Source organism: Streptomyces sp. NPDC028298 (genome assembly GCF_055565895.1).
In genome coordinates this window covers 1,012,859-1,031,808 of record NZ_JBVHTL010000001.1, presented here as the reverse complement: position 1 = coordinate 1,031,808, position 18,950 = coordinate 1,012,859, and the positions used below count along the sequence as shown (strand labels likewise).

Below are 18,950 nucleotides of genomic sequence, written 5' to 3'. Positions count from 1 at the left end.
TGCGTGTGCCGTCCTCGCGTCGGGCGGCGAGCGGTGACCCAAGCCGGGACGGCCCGCACCGGCGATCCGGAGCGCGGCACCCTCGACAAAGCCGCGGACGAGAACTTCCCCGTGGCCCCGTTCTTCCTGCCCAGGGCCTGGCGCGACGACCTCATGGCCGTGTACGGCTTCGCCCGTCTCGTGGACGACATCGGCGACGGCGATCTCGCCCCCGGCGGCGCCGACGCCCGCCTCCTCGGCGTGCCGGCCGGGGACGCCGAGGACCGCCTGGTCATGCTCGACGCCCTCGAAGCCGATCTTCACCGTGTGTTCGACTCGGCCCCGCGTCACCCGCTGATGCGCCGGCTGCTGCCCACGGTCCGCCGCGCGGGTCTGACCCCCGAGCCGTTCCTCGGCCTGATCGCCGCCAACCGCCAGGACCAGCTCGTCAAGCGGTACGAGACCTACGACGATCTGCTCGCCTACTGCGAGCTGTCCGCGAACCCCGTCGGCCGCCTGGTCCTCTCCGTCACCGGAACCTCCACGCCCGAGCGCGTCCGCCGCTCCGACGCGGTGTGCACGGGGCTCCAGATCGTCGAGCACCTCCAGGACGTGACCGAGGACCTCGGCCGCGACCGCGTCTACCTGCCCGCCGAGGACATGAAGCGCTTCCACGTCGTCGAATCCGATCTCGCGGCCCCCACAGCAGGCGCATCGGTGCGAGCACTGGTTGCATACGAAGCAGAACGCGCCTTGAACCTCCTGAATGAAGGCACCCCCCTCGTGGGTAGCGTCCACGGCAGGCTGAAACTGCTGCTCGCGGGGTTCGTCGCGGGGGGGAAGGCGGCGGTCCGTGCGATCGCCGCCGCCGAATACGACGTACTTCCCGGCCCGCCCAAGCCCGGCAAGCTCCAGTTGCTGCGCGAGGTGGGAGTGACTCTGCGAGGAGAGGGGTGATCCGGACCGTGGAGTCGGACCAGCACGTGTCCGCACCGGTACTCGCCGCGTACAGCTACTGCGAGGCGGTGACCGGTCAGCAGGCGCGTAATTTCGCGTACGGCATCAGGCTTCTGCCGACGTCCAAGCGCCGTGCCATGTCGGCGCTCTACGCGTTCTCGCGGCGCGTGGACGACATCGGCGACGGCACGCTGGCGCCGGACGTGAAGGCGGCGCGCCTGGAGGAGACCCGGGCGCTGCTCGCCCGTGTGCGCGCGGGCGCCGTCGACGAGGACGACACCGACCCGGTCGCGGTCGCCCTCAGTCACACCGCCGCGTACTTCCCGGTCCCCCTCGGGGGCCTGGACGAGCTCATCGACGGCGTGCTCATGGACGTACGCGGGGAGACGTACGAGACCTGGGACGACCTGAAGGTCTACTGCCGCTGCGTCGCCGGGGCCATCGGGCGGCTCTCGCTCGGTGTCTTCGGCACCGAACCCGGGGCGCGTGGCGCCGAGCGCGCGCCGGAGTACGCCGACACGCTCGGGCTCGCGCTCCAGCTCACCAACATCCTGCGGGACGTCCGCGAGGACGCCGAAGGCGGGCGCACCTACCTGCCCGCCGACGACCTGGCCAAGTTCGGCTGCTCGGCCGGGTTCGACGGGCCGACCCCACCGCAGGGCTCCGACTTCGCTGGCCTCGTGCACTTCGAGGTGCGGCGGGCGCGTGCCCTGTTCGCCGAGGGCTACCGGCTGCTGCCCATGCTGGACCGGCGCAGCGGCGCCTGCGTCGCGGCCATGGCGGGCATCTACCGGCGGCTCCTCGACCGCATCGAGCGCGAGCCGGAGGCCGTGCTGCGCGGCCGGGTCTCGCTGCCGGGACGGGAGAAGGCGTACGTCGCCGTGCGCGGCCTCTCCGGCCTCGACGCCCGGCACGTCTCCCGCCGCACGGTCCGGAGGCGCGTCTGATGGACACCAGGGGTCTGGGCGGACACGCCCCGGGCGACACGGCCGGTGCCAAGCGGCAGGCAACCCTCCGGAGCCGGGCGGCGTCCCTGACTGCGACGGCCCGCCGTGGAGCGTTCGACGACCACGGCCCGGCCGCGGGGGAGGGTGAACGATGAGCGAGGTCGAGTCCACGGACGACTCCGGCCGGTCCACCGCCGTGGTGATCGGCGGCGGGCTCGCCGGCATCACCGCCGCGCTCGCGCTGGCCGACGCCGGGCTCCGGGTGACGCTGCTGGAGGGCCGGCCGCGCCTCGGCGGTCTCGCGTTCTCCTTCCAGCGCGGCGAACTCACCGTGGACAACGGACAGCACGTCTTCCTGCGCTGCTGCACCGCCTACCGCTGGTTCCTCGACCGCGTCGACGCGACCGCGCTCGCGCCCCTGCAGGATCGTCTCGACGTGCCCGTTCTCGACCTGGAGGCACCCGAGGGACGACGGCTCGGCAGGATCGGCCGCTCCGCGCTGCCCGTACCGCTCCACCTGGCGCGCAGCCTCGCGACCTACCAGCACCTCTCGCTCGCCGAACGCGCCAAGGTCGGCCGGGCCGCGCTCGCGCTCAAGGGCCTGGATCTCACCGATCCGGCACTCGACGAGCAGAACTTCGGCGACTGGCTCGCCGGGCATGGTCAGTCTCGACGTGCCGTCGAAGCACTGTGGGACCTCGTGGGGGTCGCCACCCTCAACGCGGTGGCCCAGGACTCCTCGCTGGGGCTCGCCGCGATGGTGTTCAAGACGGGTCTGCTGTCCGACCCGGGCGCGGCCGACATCGGCTGGGCTCGCGTCCCGCTGGGCGAACTGCACGACACCCTGGCCCGCAAGGCTCTCGACTCCGCGGGCGTACGTACCGAGATCCGTACACGCGTCACCTCCGTCTCCCCTTACGAGAACGGCCGCTGGAGCGTTCAGGTTCCCGGCGAGCGCATCGACGCCGACGCCGTCGTGCTCGCCGTACCCCAGCGCGAGGCGTACGACCTGCTGCCCGAGGGGGCGCTCGACGCCCCCGAGCGGCTTCTGGACATCGGCACCGCGCCGATCCTCAACATCCACGTCGTCTACGACCGCGAGGTCCTCACCGCGCCGTTCTTCGCGGCCCTCGGCTCCCCGGTGCAGTGGGTCTTCGACCGCACCGAGGCATCGGGGCTCCGGGAGGGCCAGTACCTCGCGCTGTCGCAGTCGGCCGCGCAGGACGAGATCGACGAGCCCGTCGCCGTGCTCCGGGAGCGGTACCTGCCGGAGCTGGAGCGGCTGCTGCCCGGTGCGCGCGGCGCCGGGATCAAGGACTTCTTCGTGACCCGGGAGCGCACAGCGACGTTCGCTCCCGCACCGGGCGTCGGGCGGCTGCGGCCCGGTGTCCGGACCAAGGCCCCCGGCCTGTACCTGGCCGGAGCGTGGACCGCCACGGGGTGGCCCGCGACCATGGAGAGTGCGGTTCGCAGTGGAGTCGGCGCGGCGGACGCCGCGCTGGGCGCCCTGGGCCGGCCCCGCGACCACCTCCTCGGACTCTTCGAGGAGGCGGCATGACGCTCGACCGGAGCATGGCAGGTCCCCGCACCCCCGGTTCCGTAACAAGAGGAGAGATTGTGCCCACTGTGCCCCCGGCCGAAACGGCTGCCGACGCGGTGGACGTGACCGCGCTCCTGGAGCGCGGCCGGACCCTGGCCACACCGGTGCTCAAGGCGGCCGTCGACCGTCTCGCGCCTCCCATGGACACCGTCGCCGCCTACCACTTCGGCTGGATCGACGCGGCGGGCAACCCCGCGGACGGCGACGGCGGCAAGGCGGTGCGCCCCGCGCTCGCCGTGCTCTCCGCGCAGGCCGCCGGCGCGGACCCCGAGGTGGGCGTCCCGGGCGCGGTCGCCGTCGAGCTGGTGCACAACTTCTCGCTGCTGCACGACGACCTGATGGACGGCGACGAACAGCGCCGCCACCGCGACACCGTCTGGAAGGTGCACGGCCCCGCCCAGGCGATCCTGGTCGGCGACGCCCTGTTCGCGCTGGCCAACGAGGTCCTGCTGGAGCTCGGCACCGTCGAGGCGGGCCGGGCCACCCGACGCCTGACCACCGCCACCCGGGCCCTGATCGACGGCCAGGCCCAGGACATCTCCTACGAGCACCGCGACCGCGTCAGCGTCGAGGAGTGCCTGGAGATGGAGGGCAACAAGACCGGCGCCCTGCTCGCCTGCGCCTGTTCCATCGGCGCGGTCCTCGGCGGCGCCGACGACCTCACCGCCGACACGCTGGAGCGTTACGGCTACCACCTCGGCCTGGCCTTCCAGGCCGTCGACGACCTCCTCGGCATCTGGGGCGACCCGGAGGCCACCGGAAAGCAGACCTGGAGCGATCTGCGCCAGCGCAAGAAGTCCCTGCCGGTCGTGGCCGCGCTCGCCGCGGGCGGACCCGCCTCCGAGCGGCTCGGCGAGCTGCTCGCCGAGGACGCCAAGGCGAGCGACTTCGAGAACTTCTCCGAGGAGGAGTTCGCGGCGCGCGCCGCGCTCATCGAGGAGGCGGGCGGTCGCGAGTGGACCGCCGACGAGGCGCGCCGTCAGCACGCGATCGCCATCGAGGCGCTGGACGCCGTACCGATGCCCGAGCAGGTCCGCGCCCAGCTCGTGGCGCTGGCCGACTTCGTCGTCGTGCGGAAGAGATGATCGTTATCGGTCGAATAAACCTCGCGTAGTCGCCGGCCGGTGCCTTCCCCAAGCTTCGAACCTCGTTCGAGCGGAGGGATATCCATCCGAACGAACGCACCGGCCGACGGCGGACCCACAGCAGAGACACACCACTGCACGAAGGGGAAGCCATGACAGCGACGACCGACGGAAGCACCGGGGCCCTGCCGCCCCGCGCTGCCTCGGCCAGCGAACGCCAGGAACAGACGACTCCCGAGGCGGCCGGGACAGTCGAGACCCGAGACGCCGCCACGCGCGCCATGGAGCGTGCCACGGACTACCTGCTCGCGCGGCAGGACGCCGAGGGCTGGTGGAAGGGCGACCTCGAGACGAACGTCACCATGGACGCCGAGGACCTCCTGCTCCGCCAGTTCCTGGGCATCCGTGACGAGGCGACCACCCAGGGCGCGGCGCTGTTCATCCGCGGTGAGCAGCGCGAGGACGGCACCTGGGCCTCGTTCTACGGCGGTCCGGGCGAGCTCTCCACCACCATCGAGGCGTACGTCGCCCTGCGGCTGGCCGGGGACGCCCCGGAGGCCGCGCACATGGCGAAGGCCGCCGCGTGGATCCGCGAGCGGGGCGGCATCGCCGCGGCCCGGGTGTTCACCCGGATCTGGCTCGCCCTCTTCGGCTGGTGGAAGTGGGACGACCTCCCCGAACTCCCGCCGGAACTTATCTACTTCCCCAAGTGGATGCCGCTGAACATCTACGACTTCGGGTGCTGGGCGCGGCAGACCATCGTGCCGCTGACCGTCGTCTCGGCGAAGCGTCCGGTGCGGCCCGCGCCGTTCCCCCTCGACGAGCTGCACACCGACGCCGACCGCCCCAACCCGGCCAGGCCCCTTGCCCCGGTGACCAGTTGGGACGGCGTCTTCCAGCGCCTGGACAAGGCGCTGCACCAGTACCGCAGGGTCGCCCCGCGCGCGCTGCGCAGGGCGGCGATGAACACGGCCGGCCGCTGGATCATCGAGCGTCAGGAGAACGACGGCTGCTGGGGAGGCATCCAGCCGCCCGCCGTCTACTCGGTGATCGCGCTGCATCTGCTCGGCTACGACCTCCAACACCCGGTGATGCGCGAGGGGCTGGCCTCGCTAAACCGTTTCGCCGTGTGGCGTGAGGACGGTGCCCGGATGATCGAGGCCTGTCAGTCGCCGGTGTGGGACACCTGCCTCGCCACGATCGCGCTGGCCGACGCCGGAGTGCCCGCCGACCATCCGCAGCTCGTCAAGGCCGTGGACTGGATGCTCGGCGAGGAGATCGTCAGGCCCGGTGACTGGTCGGTGAAGCGGCCCCAACTGCCTCCGGGCGGCTGGGCGTTCGAGTTCCACAACGACAACTACCCGGACATCGACGACACGGCGGAGGTCGTCCTCGCCCTGCGCCGCGTCCGGCACCACGACCCGGACCGCGTCGAGAACGCCATCGGACGCGGGGTCCGCTGGAATCTCGGCATGCAGTCCAAGGACGGCGGCTGGGGCGCGTTCGACGTCGACAACACCAGCGCCTTCCCCAACCGGCTGCCGTTCTGCGACTTCGGGGAGGTCATCGACCCGCCCTCCGCGGACGTGACGGCACACGTGGTGGAGATGCTGGCCGTCGAAGGACTCACCCGCGACCCGCGCACCCGACGCGGCATCCAGTGGCTGCTCTCCCACCAGGAGCCGAACGGCTCCTGGTTCGGGCGCTGGGGCGTCAACTACATCTACGGAACGGGGTCCGTGGTCCCGGCGCTCGTGGCGGCGGGGCTGCCCGGCTCGCACCCGGCGATCCGCCGGGCCGTGGCCTGGCTGGAGTCCGTGCAGAACGACGACGGCGGCTGGGGCGAGGACCTGCGCTCCTACGACGACGACGCCGGATGGAGCGGACGCGGCGCCTCGACCGCCTCGCAGACCGGCTGGGCGCTGCTCGCCCTGCTCGCCGCGGGGGAGGGCGAGTCCAAGGCCGCCGAGCGCGGGGTGGTCTGGCTCGCCGAGACACAGCTTCCCGACGGCACCTGGGACGAGCCGTATTTCACGGGGACCGGCTTCCCGTGGGACTTCTCGATCAACTACCACCTCTACCGCCACGTCTTCCCCCTCACCGCGCTCGGCCGCTACGTCAACGGGGAGCCCTTCTCCGCCGCCGAGGGGGGCTGATGGTCACGACGTCCGCCCCGGCCCCGCTGCTGATCGCCTGCGCGCTCGGCATCGAGCACCTGGCCCTGCGCAGCGGCGACCGGAGCGGCGCCGGCGGGCCGGTCACCGTGCTGCGCACCGGCATGGGGCCCCGGGCCGCCGACCGGTCGGTCACCCGGGTGCTGGCCGACCCGGCGCTGACCGGGGCGGCCGTGCTCGCGACCGGCTTCTGCGCGGGGCTCGCCCCGGGCATGCACCCCGGCGACATGGTCGTCGCCGAGGAGACCCGGGACCCGGACGGCACCACGCCGTGCGTGGGCACGGATCTGCTGGTCAAGGAACTGGCCCGCGCCGTGCCGGGCCGCACCGTCCACACCGGGCCGCTCACCGGCTCGGATCACGTGGTCCGGGGTCACGAGCGGGCCGATCTGCTCGCGACCGGCGCCATCGCCGTCGACATGGAGTCGGCGGCCACCCTGCTCGGCGCGGTCCGCTCGGGAATCCGTCCCGTTGCGGCCGTCCGGGTGGTCGTGGATGCTCCAGAGCATGAACTCGTCCGAATCGGCACGTTCCGCGGTGGAATATCAGCCTTCCGCGTTCTTCGTACCGTGCTTCCCGCTTTTTTCGAATGGCACCGTTCTTTGTCGCTCCCTCGGAGGTGAGCCGTATGGCCATGCCGCTTCGGCAGTCCATGAAGGTCGCTGCATACCTGTTTGAACAGAAGCTCCGGAAGCGGGACAAGTTCGCCCTGCTCGTCGAACTGGAGCCGCTCTTCGCGTGCAACCTCGCGTGCGAGGGGTGCGGCAAGATCCAGCACCCCGCCGGTGTGCTCAAGCAGCGCATGCCGGTCGCCCAGGCGGTGGGCGCAGTCCTCGAATCCGGTGCGCCGATGGTGTCCATCGCCGGTGGCGAACCCCTGATGCACCCTCAGATCGACGAGATCGTACGGCAGTTGGTGGCGAAGAAGAAGTTCGTCTTCCTCTGCACCAACGCGATGCTCATGCGCAAGAAGATGGACAAGTTCAAGCCCTCGCCGTACTTCGCCTGGGCCGTCCACATCGACGGGCTGCGGGAGCGGCACGACGAGTCCGTCGCGAAGGAAGGCGTCTTCGACGAGGCCGTCGAGGCCATCAAGGAGGCCAAGCGCCGCGGCTTCCGCGTCACCACCAACTCGACCTTCTTCAACACCGACACCCCGCAGACCGTCATCGAGGTGCTGAACTACCTGAACGACGACCTCAAGGTCGACGAGATGATGCTCTCGCCCGCCTACGCCTACGAGAAGGCGCCCGACCAGGAGCACTTCCTGGGGGTCCAGCAGACCCGGGAGCTGTTCAAGAAGGCCTTCGCGGGCGGCAACCGGCGCCGCTGGAGGCTCAACCAGAGCCCGCTCTTCCTGGACTTCCTGGAGGGCAAGGTCGACTTCCCGTGCACCGCGTGGGCGATCCCCAGCTACTCGCTCTTCGGCTGGCAGCGGCCCTGCTACCTGATGAGCGACGGCTACGTGCAGACGTACAAGCAGCTCCTGGAGGAGACCGACTGGGACTCCTACGGCCGCGGCAAGGACGACAGGTGCGCCAACTGCATGGCCCACTGCGGCTACGAGCCGACCGCCGTCCTCGCCACCATGGGCTCCCTCAAGGAATCCATCCGGGCCGCCCGCGAGACCTTCACGGAAAGCCGCGGGTGACCCCATGACCGCCGTTTCCCTGGGCCTCCCCGAGGTACCGGTCCGGCCGATCGCGGAGCGCCGTGTCTCGCGGCGCATCCAGGTCGGACCGGTGGCGGTCGGCGGCGGCGCGCCCGTGTCCGTCCAGTCCATGACCACGACCCGGACGTCGGACGTCGGCGCCACCCTTCAGCAGATCGCGGAGCTGACCGCGTCCGGCTGCCAGATCGTGCGGGTGGCCTGTCCCACGCAGGACGACGCCGACGCGCTCGCGACCATCGCCAAGAAGTCGCAGATCCCGGTGATCGCGGACATCCACTTCCAGCCGAAGTACGTGTTCGCCGCGATCGACGCCGGCTGCGCGGCCGTCCGTGTCAATCCCGGCAACATCAAGCAGTTCGACGACCAGGTCAAGGAGATCGCGCGGGCCGCCAAGGACGCCGGCACCCCGATCCGGATCGGTGTCAACGCGGGCTCGCTCGACAAGCGGCTGCTCCAGAAGTACGGCAAGGCGACGCCCGAGGCGCTCGTCGAGTCGGCGCTGTGGGAGGCGTCCCTCTTCGAGGAGCACGACTTCCGTGACATCAAGATCTCGGTCAAGCACAACGACCCGGTCGTCATGGTCAACGCCTACCGGCAGCTCGCCGCCGCCTGCGACTACCCGCTGCACCTCGGCGTGACCGAGGCGGGGCCGGCGTTCCAGGGCACCATCAAGTCGGCCGTCGCGTTCGGCGCGCTGCTCTCCGAGGGCATCGGCGACACCATCCGGGTCTCGCTGAGCGCACCGCCCGCCGAGGAGTGCAAGGTCGGCATCCAGATCCTGGAGTCGCTCGGACTGCGGCAGCGGCGCCTGGAGATCGTCTCCTGCCCGTCCTGCGGGCGCGCCCAGGTCGACGTGTACAAGCTGGCCGACGAGGTCACCGCAGGCCTGGAGGGCATGGAGGTCCCGTTGCGCGTCGCGGTCATGGGCTGCGTCGTCAACGGCCCCGGCGAGGCGCGGGAGGCGGATCTGGGGGTCGCCTCCGGCAACGGCAAGGGGCAGATCTTCGTGAAGGGCGAGGTCATCAAGACCGTCCCCGAGTCGAAGATCGTCGAGACCCTCATCGACGAGGCGATGAAGATCGCCGAGCAGATGGAGAACGACGGCGTCGCGTCCGGGGAACCGGCCGTCACCGTGAGCTGATCAGCACGGACCGAGAGGGGGCCCGACGTGACGATTCTGGAGAACATCCGGGGACCACGCGACCTGAAGGCGCTGTCCGAGGCGGAAGTCGGTGAACTGGCCGAAGAGGTGAGGGAGTTCCTGGTGCACGCGGTCGCCAGGACCGGCGGTCACCTCGGACCCAACCTGGGAGTGGTGGAGCTGTCCATCGCCCTCCACCGGGTCTTCGAGTCGCCCTTCGACCGCATCCTGTGGGACACCGGACATCAGAGCTACGTACACAAATTGCTGACGGGACGTCAGGACTTCTCCAAGCTGCGCGGCAAGGGCGGCCTCTCCGGCTATCCCTCCCGCGAGGAGTCCGAGCACGACGTCATCGAGAACAGCCACGCCTCCACGGCGCTCGGCTGGGCGGACGGGCTCGCCAAGGCCCGCCAGGTGCAGGGCGGGAAGGGCCACGTCGTCGCGGTCATCGGCGACGGGGCGCTCACCGGCGGCATGGCGTGGGAGGCGCTGAACAACATCGCCGCGGCCAAGGACCGGCCCCTGATCATCGTCGTCAACGACAACGAACGCTCCTACGCGCCCACCATCGGCGGCCTCGCGAACCATCTGGCGACCCTGCGCACCACCGACAGCTACGAGCAGGTCCTCGCCTGGGGCAAGAAGGTCCTGCTGCACACCCCCCTCGTCGGCAACACCATCTACGAGTCCCTGCACGGCGCGAAGAAGGGCTTCAAGGACGCGTTCGCGCCGCAGGGCATGTTCGAGGACCTCGGGCTCAAGTACGTCGGACCCATCGACGGTCACGACGTGGGAGCCGTGGAGTCCGCGCTGCGCCGCGCCAAACGCTTCCACGGGCCCGTGCTCATCCACTGTCTGACGGAGAAGGGGCGCGGCTACGAACCCGCGCTCGCGCACGAGGAGGACCACTTCCACACCGTCGGGGTGATGAACCCCCTCACCTGCGAGCCCCTCGCCCCGTCCAACGGCCCTTCCTGGACCTCCGTGTTCGGCGACGAGATCGTCAGGATCGGTGAGGAGCGCGCGGACGTCGTGGCCATCACGGCGGCCATGCTGCATCCGGTCGGGCTCGGCAAGTTCGCCGAGAGATTCCCCGACCGGGTGTGGGACGTCGGCATCGCCGAGCAGCACGCCGCGGTGTCCGCGGCCGGACTCGCGACCGGCGGCCTGCATCCCGTCGTCGCCGTGTACGCCACCTTCCTCAACCGGGCCTTCGACCAGCTCCTCATGGACGTCGCGCTGCACCGCTGCGGGGTGACCTTCGTCCTCGACCGGGCGGGGATCACCGGCGTCGACGGCGCCTCGCACAACGGCATGTGGGACATGTCGATCCTCCAGGTCGTCCCCGGGCTCAGGATCGCCGCGCCGCGCGACGCCGACCAGCTCAAGGCCCAGCTCAGGGAGGCGGTCGCGGTGGACGACGCGCCGACCCTGATCCGCTTCCCGAAGGAGTCCGTCGGTCCGGTGATCCCCGCCGTGGACCGAGTGGGCGGGCTCGACGTCCTGCACCGGGGCGAGCGCCCCGAGGTCCTGCTCGTCGCGGTCGGCGTCATGGCCCCGGTCTGCCTCCAGACCGCCGACCTGCTTCAGGCCCGCGGCATCGGCTGCACCGTCGTCGACCCGCGCTGGGTCAAGCCCGTCGACCCGGAGCTGCCCCGCCTCGCCGCCGCCCATCGGCTCGTCGCGGTCGTCGAGGACAACAGCCGGGCCTCGGGCGTCGGCGCCGCCGTCGCGCTGGCCCTCGGAGACGCCGAAGTCGACGTGCCCGTAAGGCGGTTCGGTATCCCCGAGCAGTTCCTCGCGCACGCCAAACGGTCCGAGGTGCTCGCCGACATCGGACTCACGCCGGTCGAGATCGCCGGACGGATCAGCGCCGGGCTGGCCGTCAGGGACGAGCGGGCCAAGGCCGCGTACGAGGTGACGGAGGCCGCCGACCGGCCGGCCGAGGAAGAGTCGTCCAAGGAGAAACAGGAATGACCGACCCTGCCCAGAAGGGGGAGTTCGACCTCGGCGCACTCCTCGCCGAGCGCGGAGCCGAGCGCTACGAACTGCACACGAAGTACCTGAACCACCAGCTCCCGCGCATGCTGCACACCATCGGCTTCGACAAGGTCTACGAACGGGCCGAGGGCGCGCACTTCTGGGACGCGGACGGCGACGACTACCTGGACATGCTCGCCGGGTTCGGTGTGATGGGCCTCGGCCGCCATCACCCCGTCGTCCGGCGGGCGCTGCACGACGTCCTCGACGCCTCGCTCGCCGACCTCACCCGCTTCGACTGCCAGCCGCTGCCGGGCCTGCTCGCGGAACGGCTGCTCACCCACAGCCCGCATCTGGACCGGGTGTTCTTCGGAAACAGCGGCACGGAGGCCGTCGAGACCGCCCTGAAGTTCGCCCGGTACGCGACCGGCAGGCCGAGGATCCTGTACTGCGCGCACGCCTTCCACGGGCTGACCACCGGTTCCCTGTCGGTCAACGGCGAGGACGGATTCCGCGACGGCTTCGCGCCGCTGCTGCCCGACACGGCCGTACCGCTCGGCGATCTCGACGCCCTGGCCAGGGAGCTGAAGAAGGGCGACGTCGCCGCGCTCATCGTGGAGCCGATCCAGGGCAAGGGGGTCCACGAGTCCCCGCCCGGCTATCTGCGCGCCGCCCAGGAACTGCTGCACCGGCACAAGGCGCTGCTCATCGCGGACGAGGTGCAGACCGGCCTCGGCCGGACCGGGGACTTCTACGCCTACCAGCACGAGGAGGGTGTCGAACCGGACCTGGTGTGCGTCGCCAAGGCGCTGTCCGGCGGCTACGTCCCGGTGGGCGCGACCCTCGGAAAGGACTGGATCTTCAAGAAGGTCTACTCCTCCATGGACCGGGTCCTCGTGCACTCCGCGAGCTTCGGCTCCAACGCCCAGGCCATGGCGGCGGGTCTCGCGGTGCTCTCCGTGATGGAGAACGAACAGATCGTCGCGAACGCCCGCGTCACCGGTGAGCTGCTGAAGTCCCGGCTCGCGGCCCTGGTCGACCGCTACGAACTGCTCAGCGAGGTGCGCGGGCGGGGTCTGATGATCGGCATCGAGTTCGGCCGGCCCGCCTCGCTCAAGCTGCGCAGCCGCTGGACCATGCTCCAGGCCGCGCGCAAGGGGCTGTTCGCGCAGATGGTCGTCGTGCCGCTGCTCCAGCGCCACCGCATCCTCACCCAGGTCTCCGGCGACCACCTGGAGGTGATCAAACTGATCCCGCCGCTGGTCATCGACGAGGGGGATGTGGACCGGTTCGTGGAGGCCTTCACCGCGGTGATGGAGGACGCGCACAACGGCGGCGGGCTGATGTGGGACTTCGGGAAGACGCTGGTGAAGCAGGCGGTGGCGAACCGCTGAGAGGTCTTTTGCCTCTGGGGCAAGAAAATTGCCCCAGAGGTAATTGTTTGGCTCAATGGTTCCATGAGCCCTGCCGAACCAGGGACGGTCGACGAGCCGTCCGCCGAGCTGCACGCCGTGGCGCCCCGGCTCCGCGCCCTGCGCCGCAGCGCCTCCCTCACCCTGGAGGCCGCCGCCCGCGCCGCCGGACTCTCGCCCGCCCATCTCTCCCGGCTGGAGACCGGGCAGCGCCAGCCCTCGCTGCCGATGCTGCTCACGCTGGCCCGTGTCTACGGTACGACGGTCTCCGAACTGCTCGGCGAGGCGGTCCCCGACCGTGACGCGATCGTACGCGCCGGCGACATGGAGCCGGCCCCGGCGGGCGGCTGGACCTACTGGCAGGCGGGCTCCGCGGGCCGCGGCATGCAGGCCCTGCGCGTGCACGTCCCCTACGGCTCCCAGGGTGACATCGTGCGTGTCCACCCCGGCGAGGAGTGGCTGTACGTCCTCGACGGGCGGCTCAGTCTGCGCCTCGGGGACACCGCGCACGTCCTCGCGCCGGGAGACAGCGCCCACTTCGACTCGCTGACCCCGCACCGCATCGCCGCCGCCGAGCGCGACGGAGCCGATCTCCTCTTCGTACACACCCTGCTGCAGAGCCCCGTCGCCGCGCTGTGCCTCGGCCCGGCGACCGGCCACCCCACCCCGGGAGAGACGTCATGACCGAACCCACAGAACGTCGCCGGTCCATGGAGGACAGGTTCCCGCGCGCCCTGTGGGTGCGTCTGATCATCTACGTCGCCGTCGGCCACCTGTTCGCGGCCTTCATCTACCTGCTCTTTACGCTGGGCGCGCAGAACCAGTAGAGCCGCGGTCGCGGAGCGCGGCTCCGGCTCAGTCCAGGAGCCGCGCGCGCAGGCGCTCCCTGAGCTCCGGCGTGAGCCCCAGTCCCTGTTCGAGATAGGCCTCGACGCCGCCCCACTTCTCCTCGATCGTCTCGAAGGCGGCCGTCAGGTACTCGGCGCGCGCGTCGAACAGCGGGCTGAGCAGTTCCATGACCTCGGGGGAGTAGGCGCCGGCCGAGGAGCCGTTGCGGTGGACCTTGTAACGGCGGTGCGCGGCGTTCGACTCCAGGTAGTCGGTCACGATCGCCTCGCGCTCGACGCCGAGGGCGAGCAGGGTGACCGCGATGGACAGCCCGGCGCGGTCCTTGCCCGCCGCGCAGTGCATCAGCGCGGGCACGCTGTCGTCCGCCAGGGCGTGCAGCACCTGGGAGTGCTCGGCGGTGCGCTCGCTGATGATCGTGCGGTAGGAGTTGATCATCCGGTTCGCGGCCTTGCCGTCACCGAGGAGTCCGCGGAGCTGGTCGATGTCGCCGTCGCGGACCATCTTCCAGAACTCGCTGCCGTCCGCGGGGTCGCTCAGCGGGAGGTTCACGTTCCGTACGCCGGGCAGCTCGACGTCCGGGCCCTCCAGCTTCTGGTCCGCCGCGTTGCGGAAGTCGAAGATCGTGTGGAGGCCCAGGGAGGTGAGGAACGCGGCGTCCTCCTCCGTGGCGTGCGCGAGGTGGCCGCTGCGGAACAGACGCCCGTAGCGCACTCGCCGGCCGTCCGCGGTGGGCAGTCCGCCCACGTCACGGAAGTTCCGCACTCCGCCGAGCTCGGGCTCGGTCGACGGGACCTGCTGCGTCACGGGGGCTCCTCCCATTCGGCCGCCGGCGTCGCCGGGCTGGACTCGGCGCCGCTCGTCGGCAGTTGTACCGGCTCGCGCTCTCGACGATACGACATGGGTGTCTCGGGCAATGAGTTGTCCACAGGCGGCCGCCCTCTGGGCGGAAGGCTGACAGAAAGCCCAGGAAGAGGGTTCCGTGGCCGCCTCATATCGAACGTGCACACGATTAGTGCTCGGGATCGGTCGCGGGTCCGGCCGCACCCTTCTCGTGCCGCCGGAACGGCGGGGCGATTGCGATGAAATGCCGCATTAATGGGGTGCCGTTTTGTGCACCCTCTCGCTCGGGGATCCGAATGTGTCGGATATCCACGCGCGTCGCATCTGACCCTTCTGTCCGAATAGGCGCCTTCGTAACAACTGGCCCTGGAATAAGGCAACCTGGGGCGAGTCGCGTGAGGAGCGTCATATTCGTGACGATGCGTTGCCGTCCTCATTTGTCAACACACCGGGATTCACGGGCGGGTTGAGCGGCCCGGAAGATCGTCACTCCACGGAGGGTGACGGCGATTTCCCCATGGATCAAGAAAGGCGAGCGCACAGAAACCGCCCATAGTTGTCGACGCGCTCTCATCTCGCTTACGTTCTGCCTCAATCCGGACGGACGCCCAATCCTGCCGCCGCCCGGAATCCGCACACTCACCCGTACACGGCAGGAGCGGGGGACCCACAGGTTCCGTGCCTGGTCCGGTTTCCGGAACAGGCTAGGGGTACAGCCGCGCAGCAGCGCGGCCGGGCATCTCCAGCCCGCACCCGACAGCTCACCCCGCAGGCGCCGGAGAGGAAATCGTCATGCCCGCGAAGGGTAAGCACCGCCGTCCCAAGTCCCTGCGTTTCACCCGCTCGATCGCCGTGGCCGGAACCGGTGGCGCCGCACTCGCGCTGCCCCTGATGGGAGCCACGGGCGCCCACGCCGCGACCCCGGCCGCCGCCGTCGCGCAGCATGTCGAGAAGGCCGCGACCGCCGCCCCCGCCGCGAAGACCGCCAAGGCCGCCACGGCCAAGACGTACGCGGTGAAGCGCGGTGACTACCTGTCGAAGATCGCCGACGAGCAGAACGTCGGCGGCGGCTGGAAGAAGATCTACGCCGACAACCGCTCCGCGATCGGCAGCGACCCCTCGCTGATCCACCCCGGTCTGAAGCTGTCGCTCGGCAAGAAGGCCGCCTCGGCCGCCCACTCGGCGACGCACACGTCCACCCGGACGGCCACCCCGGCGAAGTCCGCCCAGGCGGCCCCGGCCGCCGCCACGGCAGCGCCCGACACCGCCTCCGCCGACAGCTCCTCCGGCTACAACCTGCCGGTCGACAGCAGCAGCGTCGGCACCGGCTACAAGGTGGCGGGCAGCATGTGGTCCAGCGGCTACCACACGGGCGTGGACTTCGTGGTCCCGACCGGCACCACCATCAAGTCCATCGCCGCGGGTACCGTCGTGTCCGCGGGCTGGGGCGGCGCGTACGGCAACCAGGTCGTCATCCAGCACGCCGACGGCAAGTACTCCCAGTACGCCCACATGTCGTCCCTGTCCGTCTCGGCGGGCCAGACCGTGACCCCGGGACAGCAGATCGGTCTCTCCGGCGCGACCGGCAACGTGACCGGACCGCACCTGCACTTCGAGATCCGCACCACTCCGGACTACGGCTCCGACGTCGACCCGGTCGCGTACCTGCGCTCGCACGGTGTCGCGGTGGGCTGACCCCCTCCTCCTCCTGCTCCTGACGGCAGGAAGATCTCCGAAGGCCGGACCCCATGATCCCCGGGGTTCCGGCCTTCGGTGTTCCCGCGGCGCGGCCTCGGGCCGATCGCTGCTTCAACAGCCTTGACGCGGGCCTTATTCCAGAGTTGACCAATGCTTGGCGAGTGGCTTATCTCACCGCCCGTCAACCCTTCCCTACGGTCGCGTAGCTCACATCAAAAGGTGAATCATGCTCGATGTGGCAGACGATTCGAAGAGTGACAACAGATCAGTGATCGGGTCGTACGTGGCGGTGGGGGACAGCTTCACCGAGGGCGTCGGCGACCCTGGGCCCGACGGAGCGTTCGTCGGCTGGGCCGACCGGTTCGCGGTACTTCTCGCGGACCGCAGGCCCGAAGGCGACTTCGACTACACCAACCTCGCCGTGCGCGGCAAACTGCTCGACCAGATCGTCGAGACCCAGCTCCAGAGGGCCAAGGAACTCGGCCCGGACCTGGTCTCGTTCTGCGCCGGCGGCAATGACATCATCCGCCCCGGCACCGACCCCGACGAGGTCGCGGAGCGCTTCGAGCGCGCGATCGCCGACCTCACCTCCGCCGTCGGCACCGTCATGGTGACGACCGGCTTCGACACCCGTGGCGTTCCCGTGCTCAAGCATCTGCGCGGAAAGATCGCCACCTACAACGGACACGTGCGGGCCATCGCGGACCGCTACGGCTGTCCCGTCCTCGACCTCTGGTCCCTGAAGACGATCCAGGACCGGCGGGCCTGGGACGGCGACCGGCTGCACCTCTCGCCCGAGGGGCACACCCGGGTGGCGCTCCGTGCCGGACAGGTCCTCGGCCTCGAGGTCCCGGCCGACCCGGACCAGCCCTGGCCGCCCCTCCCGCCGCGCGGCACGCTGGAGGTGCGCCGCGACAACATCCAGTGGGCGCGCGAGTACCTGGTCCCCTGGATCGGACGGCGCCTGCGCGGGGAGTCCTCGGGCGACCACGTCTCGGCCAAGGGAGCCCTGTCCCCGGACGACATCAAGCTGCGCATCGAGTCGGTGGCCTGAACGGCGACCGGCCCTGCCGACGGAACCGGTTCGGCGCACCGAACCGGTTCGGCCGGCAGGGCCGACCGGCCGACGGGCATGACCCGGCCCGGCCGGTGGATTCGGTTGACCCGCATCGCGCGGGCGCAGCGCTCCGGGTGTGCGGCGGGCGCCGCTCGCCATCGGCGGGTCAGGGACGATCATCGGTGCCACGGTCCGAACCGTGGTGCCGGGTGACACGCGGTCCGGGGGAGGCGCCGGGTCGGGCCCGAGGCGGGCCGGGGACCCCGCTCACCGTGTCCCGGACCGGGGCGGCTACGCGAGCGTCAGCGCACCGCTGCCATCAACGCCTCGCGCTCCAGGCCCAGTTCGCGGGCGAGGGCCTCGTCGGCCCATTCCTGGGTGCGTGCCCGTGACACCGCTCCGGAGTACGCGGTCATCTGGACCGCCAGGCCGTCCAGCAGGGCCGTGAGCCTGAGGACCGCGCTCGCGGGGTCCGGGCAGCGGAACTCGCCGGCGGCCACACCCTCCGCGATCACCTCGGTCATGGCGGCCTTCCACTGCCGGTCGAGGTCGCGGGTGACCTCGCACAGCGCGGGCTCCCGCAGCGCGACCGCCCAGCCCTCGATCCACAGGCGCCAGCCCTTGGCCTGCCCCGTCGGGGCGTACCAGCGCACGGCGGCGCGAAGGCGGCGCAGGGCCGTCGTGCGGCGGCCGAGCAGCTTGCGCAGATGGGCGAGGTCGTCCTCGGCGGCGTGGGTGAACGCGGCGGCGACCAGCTTCTCCTTCGTGGAGAAGTGGTACAGCACCAGCGCGTTGCTCACGCCGAGGGCCGAGGCCACGTCGGCGATCCGTACCGCCGCGACACCTCGCGCCTCGATCTGCTCGACGGCGGCGCGCAGCAACTCCCCACGCCGCTCCGCCACACTCAACCGGACTCTCGCCACGCGGCAACCCTACACAGCCCTCTCGCCGGAAGCCCCGTGGGAGCGGGCCCGGCCCGGAGCGCCTTTCGCCCTCCCGCGAGGCCCCTCCGGCGGACGCGGCCTCGTGTCAGTCGACGAACTGGTAGTCGGCCTTGATGCGCCCCTCCTCGTCCAGGAGGAGGAACTCCAGTCCGCCGCCGGTGACCCGTCCCTCGCCGGTGTGGAACGACTCCCAGCGGAACGTGACCGCGTCGTGCAGCCGGCGGGCGGACTCCCCGATCCGGAACACGTACGTCCCGGGGGCCACGAACTCCTCGTAGGCACGCGTCACGCGCGCGTGCAGCTCGTCGTGACCCCGGGCCTCCAGCACGGCGGTGCCGAAGCCGAGGGACACGGCGCTGTCGTGCATCTCCGCGGGGGGACGCAGTACGTGCACACCGTCCTCGGCCCACAGTTCGCGTACGGTCTCGCGGCGGATCCGGGGGTCGGCCTCGTTCCAGACGCCGATGTAGCGCTCGATCAGGTCCTGCGCGTCGATGGCGGACATGATGCTCCTCGTGCGGGTCGGTGCGCGTCACTCGCGCGGTTCCTCTGACGGCACCGACTCTGCTGCGGTCCGGTCCACGGCTCAATTCCCGCCAGGGAATCGCCGCC

At 70.9% G+C, this 18,950-nt stretch carries 18 protein-coding genes and 1 riboswitch; of the genes, 15 read left to right on the top strand and 3 right to left on the bottom strand.

The genetic code is table 11. The features are described from left to right. The first annotated feature begins 33 nt into the window (after nucleotides 1-33). From hpnC to ACZ4TO_RS04565, 13 genes are all read left to right on the top strand, one after another. A complete protein-coding gene (gene hpnC, locus ACZ4TO_RS04625; RefSeq protein ID WP_468023405.1) occupies nucleotides 34-936 on the top strand; it encodes a squalene synthase HpnC in 903 nt (300 codons plus the stop codon). Further along, nucleotides 933-1,883: a presqualene diphosphate synthase HpnD gene (gene hpnD / locus ACZ4TO_RS04620; protein ID WP_382778954.1), complete on the top strand. Its 951-nt coding sequence runs from the start codon at nucleotides 933-935 to the stop codon at nucleotides 1,881-1,883. The genes hpnC and hpnD overlap by 4 nt, the downstream gene beginning before the upstream one ends. Beyond that, nucleotides 1,883-2,038, top strand: coding sequence for a DUF6380 family protein (locus ACZ4TO_RS04615; RefSeq protein WP_382778956.1), 156 nt, complete (start codon nucleotides 1,883-1,885; stop codon nucleotides 2,036-2,038). The genes hpnD and ACZ4TO_RS04615 overlap by 1 nt, the downstream gene beginning before the upstream one ends. Then, nucleotides 2,035-3,441, top strand: a complete 1,407-nt coding sequence (gene hpnE, locus ACZ4TO_RS04610) for a hydroxysqualene dehydroxylase HpnE (RefSeq protein ID WP_467840403.1) — start codon at nucleotides 2,035-2,037, stop codon at nucleotides 3,439-3,441. Before ACZ4TO_RS04615 ends, hpnE begins: the two co-directional genes overlap by 4 nt. A gap of 59 nt (nucleotides 3,442-3,500) precedes the next feature. Next, nucleotides 3,501-4,568 (top strand): polyprenyl synthetase family protein, encoded by a 1,068-nt coding sequence (locus ACZ4TO_RS04605; protein WP_382778960.1) that lies wholly within the window; start codon nucleotides 3,501-3,503, stop codon nucleotides 4,566-4,568. Between the two features lie 152 nt (nucleotides 4,569-4,720). Next, nucleotides 4,721-6,724 carry a squalene--hopene cyclase gene (gene shc, locus ACZ4TO_RS04600; protein WP_468023404.1) on the top strand — a complete coding sequence of 668 codons (2,004 nt, stop codon included), beginning with the start codon at nucleotides 4,721-4,723 and terminating at the stop codon, nucleotides 6,722-6,724. Beyond that, complete coding sequence (locus tag ACZ4TO_RS04595; protein ID WP_468023403.1) at nucleotides 6,724-7,365, top strand: phosphorylase family protein; 642 nt, start codon at nucleotides 6,724-6,726, stop codon at nucleotides 7,363-7,365. The genes shc and ACZ4TO_RS04595 overlap by 1 nt, the downstream gene beginning before the upstream one ends. Nucleotides 7,366-7,370: 5 nt before the next feature. Continuing rightward, entirely contained in the window at nucleotides 7,371-8,393 is a 1,023-nt protein-coding gene (gene hpnH / locus ACZ4TO_RS04590) for an adenosyl-hopene transferase HpnH (RefSeq protein WP_103549050.1), read from the top strand. Between the two features lie 4 nt (nucleotides 8,394-8,397). Beyond that, entirely contained in the window at nucleotides 8,398-9,555 is a 1,158-nt protein-coding gene (gene ispG / locus ACZ4TO_RS04585; RefSeq protein WP_385039185.1) for a flavodoxin-dependent (E)-4-hydroxy-3-methylbut-2-enyl-diphosphate synthase, read from the top strand. 27 nt (nucleotides 9,556-9,582) lie between these two features. After that, nucleotides 9,583-11,535, top strand: coding sequence for a 1-deoxy-D-xylulose-5-phosphate synthase (gene dxs / locus ACZ4TO_RS04580; protein WP_468023402.1), 1,953 nt, complete (start codon nucleotides 9,583-9,585; stop codon nucleotides 11,533-11,535). Continuing rightward, the gene (locus ACZ4TO_RS04575) at nucleotides 11,532-12,932 is read left to right on the top strand and encodes an aspartate aminotransferase family protein (protein WP_468023401.1); all 1,401 of its coding nucleotides are present in this window, start codon (nucleotides 11,532-11,534) and stop codon (nucleotides 12,930-12,932) included. The genes dxs and ACZ4TO_RS04575 overlap by 4 nt, the downstream gene beginning before the upstream one ends. Before the next feature lie 63 nt (nucleotides 12,933-12,995). Then, the gene (locus ACZ4TO_RS04570; RefSeq protein WP_382778973.1) at nucleotides 12,996-13,634 is read left to right on the top strand and encodes a helix-turn-helix domain-containing protein; all 639 of its coding nucleotides are present in this window, start codon (nucleotides 12,996-12,998) and stop codon (nucleotides 13,632-13,634) included. Continuing rightward, nucleotides 13,631-13,777, top strand: a complete 147-nt coding sequence (locus ACZ4TO_RS04565; RefSeq protein WP_326784303.1) for a DUF6126 family protein — start codon at nucleotides 13,631-13,633, stop codon at nucleotides 13,775-13,777. The genes ACZ4TO_RS04570 and ACZ4TO_RS04565 overlap by 4 nt, the downstream gene beginning before the upstream one ends. A gap of 28 nt (nucleotides 13,778-13,805) precedes the next feature. Here ACZ4TO_RS04565 and ACZ4TO_RS04560 read toward each other — a convergent pair whose 3' ends face one another. Further along, a complete protein-coding gene (locus tag ACZ4TO_RS04560) occupies nucleotides 13,806-14,603 on the bottom strand; it encodes a tyrosine-protein phosphatase (RefSeq protein WP_382778976.1) in 798 nt (265 codons plus the stop codon). A gap of 666 nt (nucleotides 14,604-15,269) precedes the next feature. Continuing rightward, nucleotides 15,270-15,429, top strand: a riboswitch (cyclic di-AMP (ydaO/yuaA leader). Nucleotides 15,430-15,431: 2 nt separating this feature from the next. Here ACZ4TO_RS04560 and ACZ4TO_RS04555 point away from each other — a divergent pair. Both ACZ4TO_RS04555 and ACZ4TO_RS04550 read left to right on the top strand, forming a co-directional pair. Beyond that, nucleotides 15,432-16,334 carry a M23 family metallopeptidase gene (locus ACZ4TO_RS04555; protein WP_382778978.1) on the top strand — a complete coding sequence of 301 codons (903 nt, stop codon included), beginning with the start codon at nucleotides 15,432-15,434 and terminating at the stop codon, nucleotides 16,332-16,334. A 271-nt stretch (nucleotides 16,335-16,605) separates the two neighbouring features. Beyond that, nucleotides 16,606-17,391 carry an SGNH/GDSL hydrolase family protein gene (locus ACZ4TO_RS04550; RefSeq protein ID WP_382780765.1) on the top strand — a complete coding sequence of 262 codons (786 nt, stop codon included), beginning with the start codon at nucleotides 16,606-16,608 and terminating at the stop codon, nucleotides 17,389-17,391. Nucleotides 17,392-17,696: 305 nt separating this feature from the next. Here the strand turns inward: ACZ4TO_RS04550 and ACZ4TO_RS04545 are convergent, their stop codons facing one another. Next, nucleotides 17,697-18,317: a TetR/AcrR family transcriptional regulator gene (locus ACZ4TO_RS04545; protein ID WP_382778980.1), complete on the bottom strand. Its 621-nt coding sequence runs from the start codon at nucleotides 18,315-18,317 to the stop codon at nucleotides 17,697-17,699. Nucleotides 18,318-18,423: 106 nt separating this feature from the next. Further along, complete coding sequence (locus ACZ4TO_RS04540; protein ID WP_382778982.1) at nucleotides 18,424-18,843, bottom strand: hypothetical protein; 420 nt, start codon at nucleotides 18,841-18,843, stop codon at nucleotides 18,424-18,426. Nucleotides 18,844-18,950: the final 107 nt, after the last annotated feature.

What these genes read in the sequence shown, in the direction of transcription:
- ACZ4TO_RS04555 (WP_382778978.1), top strand. Translation starts at nt 15,432, where the DNA reads ATGCCCGCGAAGGGTAAGCACCGCCGTCCCAAGTCCCTGCGTTTCACC.
- ACZ4TO_RS04575 (WP_468023401.1), top strand. Translation starts at nt 11,532, where the DNA reads ATGACCGACCCTGCCCAGAAGGGGGAGTTCGACCTCGGCGCACTCCTC.
- ACZ4TO_RS04595 (WP_468023403.1), top strand. Translation starts at nt 6,724, where the DNA reads ATGGTCACGACGTCCGCCCCGGCCCCGCTGCTGATCGCCTGCGCGCTC.
- ispG (WP_385039185.1), top strand. Translation starts at nt 8,398, where the DNA reads ATGACCGCCGTTTCCCTGGGCCTCCCCGAGGTACCGGTCCGGCCGATC.
- hpnE (WP_467840403.1), top strand. Translation starts at nt 2,035, where the DNA reads ATGAGCGAGGTCGAGTCCACGGACGACTCCGGCCGGTCCACCGCCGTG.
- hpnH (WP_103549050.1), top strand. Translation starts at nt 7,371, where the DNA reads ATGGCCATGCCGCTTCGGCAGTCCATGAAGGTCGCTGCATACCTGTTT.
- ACZ4TO_RS04565 (WP_326784303.1), top strand. Translation starts at nt 13,631, where the DNA reads ATGACCGAACCCACAGAACGTCGCCGGTCCATGGAGGACAGGTTCCCG.
- ACZ4TO_RS04570 (WP_382778973.1), top strand. Translation starts at nt 12,996, where the DNA reads ATGAGCCCTGCCGAACCAGGGACGGTCGACGAGCCGTCCGCCGAGCTG.
- shc (WP_468023404.1), top strand. Translation starts at nt 4,721, where the DNA reads ATGACAGCGACGACCGACGGAAGCACCGGGGCCCTGCCGCCCCGCGCT.
- ACZ4TO_RS04615 (WP_382778956.1), top strand. Translation starts at nt 1,883, where the DNA reads ATGGACACCAGGGGTCTGGGCGGACACGCCCCGGGCGACACGGCCGGT.
- ACZ4TO_RS04540 (WP_382778982.1), bottom strand. Translation starts at nt 18,843, where the DNA reads ATGTCCGCCATCGACGCGCAGGACCTGATCGAGCGCTACATCGGCGTC.